This window comes from Mucilaginibacter sp. SMC90 (assembly GCF_022811725.1).
Taxonomy (GTDB): domain Bacteria; phylum Bacteroidota; class Bacteroidia; order Sphingobacteriales; family Sphingobacteriaceae; genus Mucilaginibacter.
The window spans coordinates 6,935,182-6,950,634 of the sequence record NZ_CP094527.1; the positions used below are offsets into that span (position 1 = coordinate 6,935,182).

14 protein-coding genes are annotated in these 15,453 nt (G+C 43.2%); 2 read left to right on the forward strand and 12 right to left on the reverse strand.

Translation table 11 applies throughout. From position 1 onward, the window contains the following. Window positions 1-37 precede the first annotated feature (37 nt). Window positions 38-3,349, reverse strand: a complete 3,312-nt coding sequence (gene secA, locus MTO98_RS28905; RefSeq protein WP_243482478.1) for a preprotein translocase subunit SecA — start codon at window positions 3,347-3,349, stop codon at window positions 38-40. Between the two features lie 340 nt (window positions 3,350-3,689). Continuing rightward, entirely contained in the window at window positions 3,690-4,262 is a 573-nt protein-coding gene (locus MTO98_RS28910; RefSeq protein ID WP_243482479.1) for a hypothetical protein, read from the reverse strand. 78 nt (window positions 4,263-4,340) lie between these two features. Here MTO98_RS28910 and purD point away from each other — a divergent pair, with 78 nt between their 5' ends. Further along, window positions 4,341-5,615, forward strand: a complete 1,275-nt coding sequence (gene purD / locus MTO98_RS28915) for a phosphoribosylamine--glycine ligase (RefSeq protein ID WP_243482481.1) — start codon at window positions 4,341-4,343, stop codon at window positions 5,613-5,615. 131 nt (window positions 5,616-5,746) lie between these two features. Here the strand turns inward: purD and ispG are convergent, their stop codons facing one another. The 7 genes from ispG to MTO98_RS28945 all read right to left on the reverse strand — a co-directional run bounded on the left by ispG (window position 5,747) and on the right by MTO98_RS28945 (window position 11,222). Then, window positions 5,747-7,816, reverse strand: a complete 2,070-nt coding sequence (gene ispG / locus MTO98_RS28920; RefSeq protein WP_243482483.1) for a (E)-4-hydroxy-3-methylbut-2-enyl-diphosphate synthase — start codon at window positions 7,814-7,816, stop codon at window positions 5,747-5,749. A gap of 112 nt (window positions 7,817-7,928) precedes the next feature. Beyond that, a complete protein-coding gene (locus MTO98_RS34335) occupies window positions 7,929-8,054 on the reverse strand; it encodes a DUF2683 family protein (RefSeq protein ID WP_256464327.1) in 126 nt (41 codons plus the stop codon). Window positions 8,055-8,068: 14 nt separating this feature from the next. After that, window positions 8,069-8,368 carry a type II toxin-antitoxin system RelE/ParE family toxin gene (locus MTO98_RS28925; RefSeq protein ID WP_243482485.1) on the reverse strand — a complete coding sequence of 100 codons (300 nt, stop codon included), beginning with the start codon at window positions 8,366-8,368 and terminating at the stop codon, window positions 8,069-8,071. Beyond that, window positions 8,356-8,538: a hypothetical protein gene (locus MTO98_RS28930; protein ID WP_091165582.1), complete on the reverse strand. Its 183-nt coding sequence runs from the start codon at window positions 8,536-8,538 to the stop codon at window positions 8,356-8,358. The genes MTO98_RS28925 and MTO98_RS28930 overlap by 13 nt, the downstream gene beginning before the upstream one ends. A gap of 49 nt (window positions 8,539-8,587) precedes the next feature. Then, window positions 8,588-9,199 (reverse strand): RDD family protein, encoded by a 612-nt coding sequence (locus MTO98_RS28935; RefSeq protein ID WP_243482487.1) that lies wholly within the window; start codon window positions 9,197-9,199, stop codon window positions 8,588-8,590. Window positions 9,200-9,314: 115 nt separating this feature from the next. Beyond that, window positions 9,315-10,313 (reverse strand): MBL fold metallo-hydrolase, encoded by a 999-nt coding sequence (locus MTO98_RS28940; RefSeq protein WP_243482488.1) that lies wholly within the window; start codon window positions 10,311-10,313, stop codon window positions 9,315-9,317. A 78-nt stretch (window positions 10,314-10,391) separates the two neighbouring features. Beyond that, window positions 10,392-11,222, reverse strand: coding sequence for a S9 family peptidase (locus tag MTO98_RS28945; RefSeq protein ID WP_243482491.1), 831 nt, complete (start codon window positions 11,220-11,222; stop codon window positions 10,392-10,394). Between the two features lie 768 nt (window positions 11,223-11,990). Here MTO98_RS28945 and MTO98_RS28950 point away from each other — a divergent pair. After that, window positions 11,991-12,398 carry a hypothetical protein gene (locus tag MTO98_RS28950; protein ID WP_371825389.1) on the forward strand — a complete coding sequence of 136 codons (408 nt, stop codon included), beginning with the start codon at window positions 11,991-11,993 and terminating at the stop codon, window positions 12,396-12,398. A 127-nt stretch (window positions 12,399-12,525) separates the two neighbouring features. Here MTO98_RS28950 and MTO98_RS28955 read toward each other — a convergent pair whose 3' ends face one another. The 3 genes from MTO98_RS28955 to MTO98_RS28965 form a co-directional block, all read right to left on the reverse strand. Beyond that, complete coding sequence (locus tag MTO98_RS28955) at window positions 12,526-13,170, reverse strand: hypothetical protein (protein WP_243482496.1); 645 nt, start codon at window positions 13,168-13,170, stop codon at window positions 12,526-12,528. Window positions 13,171-13,312: 142 nt separating this feature from the next. Then, on the reverse strand, window positions 13,313-14,839 hold the full coding sequence (locus MTO98_RS28960; protein ID WP_243482499.1) for a carbon-nitrogen hydrolase family protein: 1,527 nt from the start codon (window positions 14,837-14,839) through the stop codon (window positions 13,313-13,315). A 121-nt stretch (window positions 14,840-14,960) separates the two neighbouring features. Next, the gene (locus tag MTO98_RS28965) at window positions 14,961-15,347 is read right to left on the reverse strand and encodes a MauE/DoxX family redox-associated membrane protein (protein WP_243482501.1); all 387 of its coding nucleotides are present in this window, start codon (window positions 15,345-15,347) and stop codon (window positions 14,961-14,963) included. Window positions 15,348-15,453 lie beyond the last annotated feature (106 nt).

Sequence of the window (15,453 nt, forward strand, 5' to 3'; positions counted from 1 at the left end):
TGACGTGGTTGTTGTAGCCCGCTTTCGCGGGCTTATATTAATTCTGCCCTACTCCGTGGCAGTTTTTGTATTTTTTACCGCTACCGCAAGGGCAAGGGTCATTACGGCCTATTTTGTTTTCAACCCTTACCGGGGTGATTTTTTGCTGCTCCTGAGGGAAATCATCCATCGGCACACCGTTGCTTTCGCTTACTACTTCGGCCTTGGTGGTTTTCATTTTCCGCAAATCAAGCTTTGGTTCAGGCTTTGCTTCCCTTACCTCTTCGGCCTGCTGCTGAACCGGGATACCACCGCGGAACAGGAAGCTTACAATTTCCTTGTTCACGTTGGCCAACATGCCTCTGAACAATTCAAATGCTTCAAACTTATAAACCAACAATGGGTCTTTTTGTTCGTAAACGGCGTTTTGTACCGATTGTTTTAACTCGTCCATTTCGCGCAGGTGCTCTTTCCATGCATCATCAATCAGGTACAGGGTAACGTTTTTCTCGAAAGATTTGAATACCTCGTGACCATGGTTTTCAACCGCCTTTTTAAGCGGAACAGCTACCTGGATACCATGGATCCCATCGCTAAACGGAACAACAATATTTTCAACGTACTGACCGCGGGTTTCATAGACGTCTTTAATAACCGGGTAAGCCTGCTGTGCAACTGCTTCCTGTTTACGTTTATAAAAGTCCATTACAGTTTGGAAAGTCAAATCGGTTAATGCCGGAATTGTTTTTGCAGCAAATTCATCAGCGCTAAGCTCTATATCAACAGAGAACAAACGGATCACTTCTAAGGTAAAACCTTCGTAGTTCGCGCTTTCTTTATATTCTGTAACGATATCCTCAACCACATCAAAAATGGTGTTGCTCAGATCAACATCCAAACGCTCGCCAAACAGGGCATTTTTACGTTTAGTATAGATCACCGTACGCTGTGAGTTCATCACGTCGTCATATTCCAGCAAACGTTTACGGATGCCGAAGTTGTTTTCTTCAACTTTCTTTTGTGCACGCTCTATTGATTTAGAGATCATAGAGTGCTGGATAACCTCGCCCTCTTCAATGCCCATACGTACCATCAGGCTTGAGATCCGCTCTGATCCGAATAAACGCATCAGGTTATCCTCCAACGATACAAAGAATTGTGAAGAACCCGGGTCACCCTGACGACCAGAACGACCGCGCAACTGCCTGTCAACACGGCGCGATTCGTGGCGCTCGGTACCCACAATGGCTAAACCGCCGGCATCTTTAACGCCAGGGCCTAATTTAATATCCGTACCACGACCAGCCATGTTGGTAGCAATGGTCACAGTGCCTGCCTTACCTGCTTCGGCCACAATATCGGCCTCTTTCTGGTGCATTTTGGCGTTCAGTACGTTATGTTTGATGCCGCGCAGCTTCAGCATACGGCTCAATAATTCAGAAATTTCAACCGAGGTTGTACCTACCAGTACTGGCCTGCCAGCCTGGGTAAGTGTTACTATCTCTTCGGCTACTGCGTTGTATTTTTCGCGTACAGTACGATAAACTAAATCCTGCCTGTCTTCGCGGGTAATAGATGAGTTGGTTGGAATTTCAACCACATCAAGTTTATAAATTTCCCAGAACTCGCCTGCTTCAGTAACAGCAGTACCGGTCATGCCGCAAAGCTTGTGGTACATCCTGAAGTAGTTTTGCAGGGTGATAGTTGCAAAGGTTTGGGTTGCATCCTCAACCTTAACGTTTTCTTTAGCTTCAATAGCCTGGTGTAAACCATCAGAGTAACGGCGGCCATCCAATACACGACCGGTTTGCTCGTCAACTATCTTAACCTTGCCTTCGTCAAGAATGTATTCTGTATCTTTTTCAAACAGGGTATAAGCTTTCAGCAACTGGTTAACCGAGTGGATCCGCTCAGATTTGATAGAGAAATCGCGCATCAAAGCGTCTTTATGTGCTATCTTTTCTTCGGCGCTTAAAGCTGATTTTTCTATTTCAGCAATTTCGGTACCTACATCAGGCATCACAAAGAAGTGAGGATCTTCGCCAGATGCGGTGATCAGCTCGATACCTTTTTCAGAAAGTTCAACCGAGTTGTTTTTTTCGTCAATAACAAAGAAAAGTTCGGAGTCAACTTTCGGCATTTCTTTGCCCTGATCCTGCATATAGTGATTTTCAACTTTTTGCAGGATGGTACGGTTACCGCCTTCGCTCAGGAATTTAATGAGCGCTTTATTTTTTGGCAAACCACGGTAAGCACGTAATAAAGCCAAACCACCGCCGTCAACATCATTGTTGCCATCGTTGATAGCTTTTTTTGCTTCGTTCAACACACCGTTGATGTAGTTTTTCTGCGCATTAACCAGGCGCTCAATGCGTGGTTTCAGTTCGTAAAACTCATGCTCATCACCACGTGGGATAGGGCCAGATATAATTAAAGGTGTACGGGCATCGTCAATTAAAACGGAGTCAACCTCATCCACCATGGCATAATGCAGTTTGCGTTGTACCAGCTCTTCGGGGCTGCGTGTCATATTGTCACGCAGGTAATCAAAACCAAATTCGTTGTTGGTACCAAAAGTAATATCAGCTAAATAAGCAGCACGGCGCTGCTCCGAGTTTGGCTCATGTTTGTCGATACAATCAACAGATAAACCGTGAAACTCATACAACGGGCCCATCCACTCGCTATCCCTGCGGGCCAGGTAATCATTCACCGTTACGATGTGAACACCTTGTCCGGCAAGGGCATTCAGGTATGCAGGCAGCGTGGCTACCAGCGTTTTACCTTCACCTGTAGCCATCTCTGATATTTTACCCTGGTGCAATACTGTACCGCCGATAAGCTGTACATCATAGTGAACCATGTTCCAGGTAACTTCATTACCGGCAGCTATCCAGGTGCTGCTATGGAAGGCTTTATCGCCTTTAATAGTAACATTTGATTTGCGGGCAGCAAGTGTGCGATCAAAATCGGTAGCGGTAACTTCTAATGAACTATTGGCAGACAAGCGGCTTGCTGTTTCTTTAACTACAGCAAATGCCTCCGGCAATATGTTCATTAATATATCTTCAAGCTCTTTGTTACGGTCTTTTTCAAGCTTATCAAGCTGAGTATAAAGCTCAACTTTTTCGGCTACATCCATATCAAGCTCGTTTTCTGTACGATCTTTAATGGCTTGTATCTCACTGTCGATACCTGAAAGGCCTTCGGCAATGGTTTCTTTAAAATATATGGTCTTAGCCCTAAGCTCATCATTACTCAGGGAGCCAAGTTTTGCATATTCAGCCTTAATTTTCTCAACTATAGGCTGTATACTTTTTACATCCCGTTCTGATTTGCTTCCGAAAAGCTTACTGATAAAATTTAACATATTATTTTATTATGATACAACCCGGTTCAACAATTGCGCCATAGCAGCCATTAGAGCCAAATTGACAGGCAAATGTAAGATTTTGCGCCGAAAGCCGAAAGGATATTGGCTTAAAGCGCCGTGCGGGATGTAAGATTGACATTGTGGTGTTTGTTACTGTTATGATTCGCCCCCGTTGTCGTGTCCTCACGACAACATGTATTCATGTGCTACGTTTAGGCCGGTCAGTTGCCTTGAGGACACGGCAACGGGGTGAAAAAATTCCAAAAATTCTTTAATTCGTTTAATTCGAGTTCAGAAAAAAAATCCGAAATCGAACATCCGAAATCCGAAATATCATTCATTTATCATCATTGTTTTTGTCGTCGTCCTTTTCATCATTATATCCCTCTTCGTCGTCAAAATCATCGAAGTTGCCCATGTCTTCCTCATCTTCATTAAACTCGCCAAAAAAGCGGTCTTCGTCAAACATCAGTTCTTCCAGTTTTTCCTGTTCGGGTGTGCTGGTATCAAAGCGGATAGCCCAGTTATCAGGAATATCGTAGGTTTTATCAAACCCCCTGATCCATTCTACAAAAACCAGCCGAAACTCTTCCACTTTTTCCCGCATCAGCTGCACGTAATCCTCTTCATTGATTTTCACCATCGATGCAAAGGAAACTGCGTTGAACATATCCTGCACTGCCAGCTTAATAAGCACAGCATTCTGCATCCGCAGTGAATACAGGCTACCACCTTCGGCACCGGCTATTTTTGCCTGGATAAGGGCGGCATTACTGCACATCTGGATGGCCAGATGTTCTTTCATGCTGTCTTCTTTTAATGATTCGGCAATTACATCTGCCAGGTCAAATAATTCCTGCGATTTTTGGTATACCGGGAGCTTTTCAAACTTTTCGAGTCTACGGGCCATGTGGTAAATTTACTACTTATAACACAAGTAGCCTCATATATAGTATTAAAGGCTTATTAAAAAAACTATCTTTGCCGCATGAACATCCTGATTCTTGGTTCGGGCGGAAGGGAAAGTGCCTTCGCCTGGAAAGTAGCCCAAAGCCCTAAGTGCGACAAACTTTTTATCGCTCCCGGCAATGCCGGTACCACCCAGTACGGTACAAACGTAAATATTAAGGTTACCGATTTTGAAGGTATTAAAGCGCTTGTTTTAAAAGAGGATATTAACCTGGTATTGGTTGGGCCTGAAGAACCGCTGGTAAAAGGCGTTCATGATTTTTTCCTGGCCGATGAGCAATTGAAAAACATCCCGGTTGTCGGTCCGCAGCAGGAAGGCGCACAGCTGGAAGGCAGCAAAGATTTCTCCAAGCAGTTTATGGAGAAACATAATATCCCAACCGCAGCCTATAAAACATTCACCAAAGATACTTTACAGGATGGCCTGACTTATTTAGCGACCGCCGGTTTACCCGTAGTTTTGAAAGCCGACGGACTTGCAGCCGGTAAAGGCGTACTGATCTGCCTTACTTTAGAGGAAGCCCAATCTGAACTTACCGCCATGCTGGCCGATGCCAAATTTGGCGAAGCAAGCTCACGCGTGGTTGTTGAACAGTTTTTAACAGGCATTGAACTATCGGTTTTTGTTATGACCGATGGTAACAGCTATAAAATTTTACCCGAAGCTAAAGATTATAAACGTATAGGTGAAGGCGATACGGGTTTAAATACCGGTGGCATGGGTTCCATTTCTCCTGTTCCGTTCGCGGATGCCGCTTATATGAAAAAGGTAGAAGAACGCGTGATCATCCCTACGGTTGAAGGTTTGAAAAAAGATGGCATACCTTATAAAGGCTTCATTTTTATTGGTCTGATGAATAGCGACGGCGAACCATGGGTAATTGAATACAACTGCCGTATGGGCGACCCGGAAACGGAAAGCGTAATGCGTCGCATAGATTCGGATTTTGTTGACCTGCTTTTAGGCGTTGCCGAAGGAAACCTGAACGAAAAGGAGATCATCATCAGCCCTAAAACAGCTGCCACCGTAGTAATGGTTGCAGGCGGTTATCCCGGCGAATACCTGAAGAATAAAGTGATCACCGGTACCGAAAACGTGCGTGATTCAATCGTGTTCCATGCCGGTACATCAATGGATGGTGACGATGTAATCACTACAGGCGGCCGTGTACTGGCTATTACCACTGTACAGGATAATATGTTTAGTGCATTGCACCAGGCAACTGCCGATGCAAGCCGGATCTATTATGACGGTATGTACTTTAGGAAAGATATAGGCTTTGACTTGCTTTAGTCATTGGGTCATTAGTCATTAAGTCATTTTTGATTATCGCTTGAAAACTTACGAAGTTTTAAAAACTTCGTAAGTTTCTCATCATGCTTATTCTGCAAATTCCTTAATTCAACAAATCCCGGTTCAGACAATTACTCCTGCACGGCATCAATCCAATTACCATCACCTTTAATGATATTGATCAATTCATCAAGTGCATTGGCCGAACTGATATTTTTCTTCACAGCTTCCTTGCCGCGATACAGGGTAATTTTGTCGGTACCAGAGCCTACATAACCATAATCGGCATCGGCCATTTCACCGGGACCATTTACGATACAGCCCATGATGCCAATCTTCAATCCTTTAAGGTGACTGGTACGGCTCCTGATCATCTGCGTAGTAACCATCAGATCGAACAGCGTACGCCCACAGCTTGGGCAGGAAATATATTCTGTTTTGGAAATGCGTGAGCGGGTAGCCTGCAAAATCCCAAACGCGGTAGAGGTAATTACATTTGTAGGTAGTTCTGGCGCATCAATCCAGATGCCATCCCCAAAACCATCAACCAATAAAGCGCCGAGATCTGCGGAGGCGTATAATTGTAAGTTCTGAGTCTTAAGCTCTAAGTCTTGAGTCTGTTCTTCCTGACTTCCGACTCCCGACTCCCGACTTTCAACTTCAAATAAATAGCTTCTCTTCACAATCACTGGTACATCAAGTCCCAGCTCTTCCATTTTAAAGAAGAAAAAACGCTGCTCGGCCATCCCGTGTAAAGCATCCGTTTCAAGTACCAGTACCAGCGAGTTATCCAGTTGGATTGATCCGAATGCATCCGAATCGATATCGGTTGGTTTTAAACGTACCAGGTTCAGCTTTGATGAACGGTCGACATCGCTTATGTATTCCTGTAAGGTAAATACAGGGTGACAGTTGGTTTTATCAGCCAGTTTTTGCCAGACGTTATAATTATAAAGCTGCTTTAAGTTGCCCGGCAGGGTAAATGAAGGCAATTCATCAGCCAGGTAAACAAAATCAACCGATTGCTCGGCCATGTTATATTTATCCAGTAGCGGCGAGTACAGGTAACCGGCCTCGTTCAACACAGCAGGATCTTTAAGGTTCTTTTTAGATAGATCGACAACAACCCTCGGCACCAAATGGCCGCCGATAAAAGCGTTGGCCTCATAGGTTTCGCGTTTTTTATATTCGTAGGGATTATGTTTTGAAGGTGAAAGGTCAAAGGTTAAAGGCGAAAGGTTTTTATTTTCTCCCGGAGCTTCGGCCTTTTGCCTTTCGCCTTTCGCCTTTTCCCTCAAAGTGTAACGGCGAACCAACTCAATAGCAACGGGAGCTTCAGCTTCTGGTTCTTCGGTGAGGGATACGCGTACGGTATCACCGAGGCCATCCTCCAACAGGGTACCTATGCCTACGGCAGATTTAATCCGACCATCCTCACCGTCGCCGGCTTCGGTTACGCCAAGGTGCAGCGGGTAATTCATGCCTTCGGCAACCATGGTTTCAACCAGTAAACGGTAAGCCTGCACCATCACCTGCGGATTGCTTGATTTCATGGAGATCACGAGGTTATAAAAATTAAGCTGCTCGCACATCCGCATAAATTCCATAGCCGATTCAACCATGCCCTGCGGGGTATCGCCATAACGGCTCATGATCCTGTCGCTCAGCGAACCATGATTGGTGCCGATGCGCATAGCAGTACCATACTCTTTACAAACTTTTACAAGCGGTGTAAATTTCTGAAAGATGCGTTCCAGTTCGCCCTGGTATTCCAGGTCGGTATAATCTATCTGATCAAATTTCTTTTTATCTGCATAGTTGCCGGGGTTCACACGCACTTTTTCAACTATGCGGGCAGCAACCTCGGCAGCGTTTGGGGTAAAGTGGATATCAGCGACCAGCGGCACAGTATAACCACGGGCACGGAGCTGTTTTTTGATCTCGGCCAGGTTTTGGGCCTCCTTGATACTGGGGGCTGTGATCCGCACATACTCGCAGCCGGCATCAACCATGCGGATTGACTGCTCAACCGTACCAATTGTATCCATGGTATCGGTAGTGGTCATGCTTTGTATGCGGATTGGATTATTCCCGCCCATAGGCACGTCACCAATATTAACCTCGCGGGTAACAAAGCGTGAATATTCGGTTAACGAATTACAATAACGGCCGGGCAGCACTTTAACAGCATCAGTATTCATCAATGACGGAAATTAGAATGCAAAAATACGAAAGTTGTTTGATGGGAGGAAGTTGTAATGTTTAAAGGCTGTAATGATTAGGTTAACGACCTTTCGATGTTGTCATCATCTTTTACTTTATCAACTTTTGTTTTTTTACTGTCTTTTTAATATCGAATGAAAGGTTAAATGCTTTGAACAGCTTTTTTAAAGCATCTAATTGCTCTTTATTTTCAGGATGCACAATTAATGATTTCATATTCAACTAACGTTTCATAGCTCTATATCCAGCAATCTTGCTCCGTGTACAATTCTAAGCACATTAATATTTTTATCGTCAACTATTTGGTAGATGATCCTATACTTGTTCAATAATAATTCTCTTATCGATCTATCTGCAATTTCTGATACGAACTTTCCCGATGTAGGATACTTATAAAGCTGATCGATTTTATCAAATATTTTATTGATAAAATTTCTGGCAATTAGCTCAGAATCTTGCGATATGTATGTTTCTATATCTAATAAATCTTCATAAGCAGATTCGGTGATAACAATGTTTACTTGCTCCACTTGTCTGCGAATTTCCTTTTTACATCCTTATAATCCATTACCTTACCTTCTTTAACGTCTTGCAATCCCTTCTCAACTTTTTCAACAAATAAAAGGCGCTCAATCAGTTTTTCAGTATCAAACTCATCTTCAAATGAATCGAGGGTTTCAAGTACTGTGGTCTTTTTCATCTGACTTAAATTATATAGCTAATATACAGAATTCTGTAAACAAAACACTCTACACCAACCTCTCCTTAATCACCAGCGTCCCCGCAATCATGTCATGCAAACATTGTTGTTGCTTATTAAAAAAGGCTATCAGGTAGCCGATAAAAAAAGTCAGTACTGAAAATATTTTGGCCAGGTTACGGCCTATGGCTTTGGCAACGGTGATCCTGTTTCCATCCAGATCGACCACTTTTATTTTAAGCATTTGTTTGCCATAAGTAGCCTGTTTAGCCGAGCTTTCCATCACCACATGATAAATAAATTTACCTATAGGCGTAAAAGCAACTATACCAATTGAAGCATATATGCGCTCCTGCTTATCCGTAATGAACAGGAACACCGCCATTGCTGCAAGTAAAACAAACACCCCAAACAGGATAAACCAATCCAACGCCGAAGCCAGCCAGCGCTGATCAAAACTGCCGTAATACTGCATCAGTAGTTTAGGCCGGGCAAAACCGAATAATTCTCTTAATTCGGCAATTTCATGGGCTTCCTTGTAATCCACCATATCATCGGTCTTTACAAAATCGCCGGGTTTAATGCCGCGGGCTTTGAGCTCAGGAATTGTAAAAGGGCCTTCGGGTTTACCGTTGATGACTAATATGTAGGATTGGGACATGGATTATGAACTATAACGTCATTGCGAGGTACGAAGCAATCGCGAACTATACAGGGCGAACCTGCCAATCGGGGATTGCTTCGTACCTCGCAATGACGTATGGTGAAAATGCCCTCTAAGATAAATATTCCTTCCACCAATCAGAATTATAGGCACCTTTTACTTCAGTTGGCTCGCCGGGCTTGGGTACAAATAAATCAATGTGTTTTTGTTTTGCCATCGGCACTAACCATTCTATAGGTTCGTACCAGGCATGCGGGGCCAGGTTAAACGTACCGTAATGAATTGGCATCATCAGTTTACCCTTCAAATCGAGGTGCGCGTTTGAAGCATTGTCAGGCCCCATATGTATATCCGGCCAGAATTTTCCGTACGCTCCAATCTCCAGCATGGTCAGATCGAACGGGCCAAAGGCCTCTCCTATCGCCTTAAATTCTGGCGAATAGCCCGAATCGGCACCAAAATAAATATTATGCTGAGAGCCTTTGATCACGAATGAAGACCATAGCGTTTCGTTTCGCCCGATAATCCCCCTGCCCGAAAAATGGCGTGAAGGTGTTGACGTGAGCACAATTTCGTTGCCGATCATAGCGCTGTCGCCCCAATCCATTTCGGTGATAAAATTGGCTGCCATACCCCAGCTTGTTAAATATTGCGCAACCCCTACCGAACAGAAAAAGGGGATGTTTTTATCAGCAAAAAACTTAATGGTAGCCTTATCCAAATGATCGTAATGATCATGCGACTGGATCACAGCATCCAGCGGAGGTAAATCTTCTAAAGCTATCGGTGGGTTAAAAAACCGCTTCGGCCCAAATGATTGCGAAAACGAAACCCTGTCGCTCCAAACCGGATCGGTAAGAATGCGTTTACCATCGATCTCGATCAGGATACTGGAATGGCCGATCCAGGTAATGCGTAAACCCGATGCGGGCGGAGTACTATAAACCGACGGATCCGTTTTAAACGGGCCTAAAGTTTTTTTAGGCGTATTCTCGGCCTTGTTGTTCATGTATTCCCTCAAAATAGGGATCATTTTGCCAAAGCCGGCTTCGTCAGTGGGTATGGTATTTTGATATTTTCGTCCTTTTTTACGCGATGCGGGTAAACTCATAGTAGCAATTATAGTACTTATATCAGGTATGATATAACTAACGCAAAAAAGTTACGAATGGTTGAAAGCCTTACGTCTTTATTTACTTAAGAATGATATTGCCGTATCACAAAACTCAATCAGCGAAGCAGGTAAAGCATCACCTGCAAAAGGATGCCCGCCGCCAAAAGTATGGTCGGCTCCTTTTTGCACGATGTATTCGGCAGCAGGATTAGCTTCGTGCAATTGATTTGAATGACTCACAGGTACAGTAGGGTCGGCATCGCCATGAACGATAAGCCATGGTTGGGTTATCAAGCTTGCCTGCCTGATAATATCCAGTCTGAGTGGGTGATTATCAAGGTCATCAAGTAAAGTTGACTTCACTGGCATTTGCTGACCGGTACGTTTATTTTCAAAGTAAAAAACGCCCTGCAAGCGCCATTGCTGCTCTATTTGCTTTGGCCAAAGGTTCCGGAAACCAGATATGGAAGCCATAGTCACCAGCTTTTTGATACGGGCGTCTTCGGCTGTTTTGATAATGCTTACACCACCGCCCATGCTATGCCCAATCAGGTATACTCCGTTTGCAACCGGGATGCTTGCGCCGCTGCAGGCAAAATCAATGATGGTATCCAAATCCTCCAGTTCGATGGAGACGGTATTATCGGCGAAGGCTGTCAGATCGGCAAAATCTAAAGGATTGGCGGGTGTTGTGCCATTGTGCGAAAAGTTGAATTTCAGGAAACGGAAACCCTTTTCGGCAAAGTACCGGGCCAAAAGATCATGCGTACCCCAATCCTTAAATCCCTTAAAACCATGGGCAAAAATTACCAGCGGCGCGTTTTTAAAAACATCATCGTATGTAACATCAATAAGCATTGGCCGCCCCTTGGCGCCGGGAAGGGTGAAATTATCTTTCCTGATCATGGCGGCTAATTTAGTGTTAAAAGGAGAAATGTTGGCCAGTTAAATTGATGAATAAACTATGTAATTCTCGTCCTGAGGGTCTCTCGCAGATTTAGGTTAACCCACAAAATCGGATTTCAAATCGCTTTAATAATCCGCGTGAGTTGAACCCCTCTGGGGTTCGGGTGAAGGCTGGGACGTTATTTCTACAAACCTTTTCCCCCTCTGGGGGATTTTTATAATTTAATAGACAGCTATTAATTGAGATATGCTTAAGGACAGGTGCACCAGAGGTGCAAAAGGTTTGTAGTAGTGTAAAATTATGAAAATATCCTTTGCCCCAGAGGGGCAAAACAAGCCGCTTTACTGATTAAACAACAAAACAATTTCGTGGGTTAACCTAAATCTGCGAGAGACTCTGATGGGACAGTTTTTTAGTAGAGGGTATTACACCCTTTTCCCATTAAAAGTAATATTATACAGATCGGTGCGCCTGTCTTTGATATTTTTTCCCGTCCCCTCAGGGTCTCTCGCAGAGGACTCTGAGGTTGACAATCATCTTAAGATCCATAATTATATTTATATTTAACCATGGCCACCCATACCTTACACAACGATCCCGGCGAAACCTGGTTTATAACGTTTACATGTTATAACTGGATCCCTTTATTCGAGATCACACAATCGTATAACATACTATATGATTGGTTCGGGTTTATAGCAGAACGTTATCAGGTGCAAACTCATGCTTTTGTATTGATGCCTAATCATGTCCATCTGATTATTAAAATGCCCGATACAGATGGTGGACTTAATAAGATGATAAGTAATGGCAAAAGATTTATGGCTTATGAGCTTGTTAAAAAACTAACAACAAAAGGCAGAACCGATATCCTTGATCAGCTTTCGGCGGCGTGTACTGAAAAAGAAAAAGCCAAAGGACAAAAGCACAAGGTTTTTGAACCATCATTTGATGCCAAACCAATATACTCCACCGCATTTCTTCATCAAAAAATAGACTATATACATCATAATCCGGTATCAGGAAAATGGTCTCTTTGTAATGACTTTACCGAATACCCACATAGTAGCGCAACTTTCTATCATTTGGCAAAAACTCATGAACTTGTAATTATTAATGATTACCGGAATTTTTGGGCAGATATAAATCATGTGAAACCAGTGAGACTACTCTAATTAAACATAGCAGCTGGCATGGCGTAGAACCTCAGGGTCCTCTGCGAGAGACCCTGATGGGACAAAAACCAGTGAGACACATAGCAGCTGGCGTGGCGTATAAAATGATGCGATACGATCACCACTTCTAAATAGGCAACAGCTGATCAGAATGATAATAAGTTTGAGTATCCCATGAGAATAAAGGAGCTATAAGAGGATGATTTAAAATATTTTCCTCTTCCGTTATATAATATATTTCATTATCGAAATCGGGCAAATTAATCAATACCGTAATTTCATCTGGCTCACTAAGACCATAAGCAAACTCAAGTGTACCATAGTTAAGGACCCTATCTGTATATACAAAACTTCCAAAGTTTGTTAGATAAAAATATTTAACCGTGTATAGGACATGATGTGTTGCAACATCAACATGTCCCTCCGCAATAATTCGACCCTGGTTATCCCAGACCTTTCGTCCTTCTTCTAACTTTTCTGTTTTTTCATAAAGCCCCCAGTCCATGACGGTATAATTTCCTACTTGTTGCTTATTGGTAAAGAACGTTCCGGACCTCCATAGCGACTGGTATTCCGCAAGCACGCTCTTTAGATTTTCCCCCTCTGACAAATAATACTCTCCGGTACTTAATTCTCCGTACTCATATATGTCAATTTTTTTTAAAACATCGTCGACATAGTGTTCAGAACTGTAATCACCTTGTAAGAGGTTAGCCTGTTGAGCGGATACTTCTACACCCAATGAATTTTTATATTTTATTTCAATTGCCATAACATTATTTGTATTTGAAAAGAATGAGAGGTTCCAATCCTACAATATACTATATGATTGGCTCAGATTTATAGCAATGTAGAACCTCAGGGTCCTCCGCGAGAGACCCTGAGGGGACAGTTTTCTGAAATGTAGATAAAACTTACACCCTCTTCCCGTTAAAAGTAATGTTATATAAATCCGTGCGCCTGTCTTTGATATTTTGTACACTGCCATATTCATGCAACTCATCCAGCAATGACAGGTCAACATCGGCAATAACTATCATCTCGGTATTAGGCGTAGCTTCCGATTGAATACCATTGGTCGGGAAACCAAAATCCGAAGGCGTAAACACTGCCGATTGTGCGTAGCTGATACCCATATTATTTACATTAGGCAAGTTACCTACACAGCCGGCTATAGCCACATAACATTCGTTTTCCACCGCGCGGGCCTGGGCGCAAAATTTAACCCTGTTGTAACCATTTTGGGTATCGGTAAGGAAGGGCACAAAAAGGATCTGCATATCCTGACCAGCCAGGATTCGCGATAGTTCCGGAAACTCCACATCATAACAGATCAGGATGCCTACTTTACCGCAATCGGTGTCAAAAACTTTCACCTCATCACCGCCGCGCATGCCCCATGAGCTGATCTCGGCCGGAGTTGGGTGAATTTTGTAAACTTCCTCCATACTGCCGTTACGCCTGAACAGGTAGGATACATTATACAACGATTCCTCAAAAATATAAGGCATACTGCCCGCTATGATGTTCACATTGTACGATACCGCCAGTTTTGAAAATTCCTCGATAATGGGCTGAGTATATTTGGCCAGTTCGCGCATAGCCTTGGCCGAATCCATGTGGTTATAATCGGCCATAAGCGGTGTATTGAACAGCTCGGGGAACAGGATAAAATCGGCCTGGTAATCGCTCACGGCATCAACAAAATATTCGGCGTGCTTCATAAGCTCGCTGATATTGCTGTATGATCGCATCTGCCATTGTACCAAACCAATGCGCACTACTGTTTTGTGGTTAATGGCATCGCTTACCTCTTCGTAATACACATTATTCCACTCAATAAGTGTAGCAAAACCTTTGGAGCGACTATCCTCCGGCAGATAGTTTCTCAATACCTTACGTACGTGAAAATCGTTGGATAACTGGAAGGAAAGCGTAGGATCATAGATCTCCTTGTACTTCACCTTGTCAATATACTGGCGTGGCGTAAGCTCGTTCTGAAATTTCTGGTAATTGGGAATGCGGCCGCCAGCAATGATGCTTTTCAGGTTCAGCTTTTCGCAAAGCGCTTTTCGGGCGTCATAAAGCCTGCGGGCCAGGCGTAATCCACGGTATTTGGGGTGAATGAACACATCGATACCATATAGCACATCGCCCTTGTCATTATGGGTTTTAAAGGAGCTGTCGCCGGTAATTTGTTTGTAGGTGTGGTTGTCGCCAAATTTTTGATAGTCAACAATAATTGCCAGCGCACAGCCTACAACCATATCATTAACAGTAATACAGATCTGCCCTTCGGGGAATATTTTGATGAGCTTGCGGATAGAATTGGCATCCCAATAATCCTCATCCATATCCATATAGGCCGATTTCATTGATTTTTTAAGCTCCTGGTAGTCCTGTACCTCCAGGTTGCGCATTTCAATACTTTGCAGATCCATATATTATTTGTTGTATCAGTTTTTTAGGCAGAGCGGCGTTTACTCACCCCGACATTACTGGCCCGGATGAGTCAGCCAATCACCCTGCCCCATCTCCCCAACAGCCAAACACAGTTTTAGTTTAGGCTTTTTTAATGTCGGTAGTATGCCACCATGCCCAATAGATCAGTACAAATTGGGCTACCAGCCTGCCCCACGCAAAAAGAGGTGTAATTGTCATCCCCTCTGCTTTAAAGGGTGCTTTAAATATCATACCAACATGTACAGTTAAAAAAGCAACCAGCATAAGCACAATTCCCCAGGCTGCCCAATACCTTGTTTTTGCCGGTATAAGCAATAAACCAAGTGTCATTTCTGCAATACCGGCAACTATATTTACAACTATAGGATACAGCAGGTTATGGGGCATTACGGCATAATAAAATTCAGGATCACGAAAGTGGTTAAGCCCAGCAAAAACATAAAATGCAACGAGTATTGCAAGACTTATTTTTTTAAACTTATTCATGTTTTAATTTACAAATATTTTGTTATACGTATCGCAAAACAGTTTAAATACTGCAAAACAAGCCATTTTTACAATTTATAACCATTCCAAATAAGCCTGTTTGACA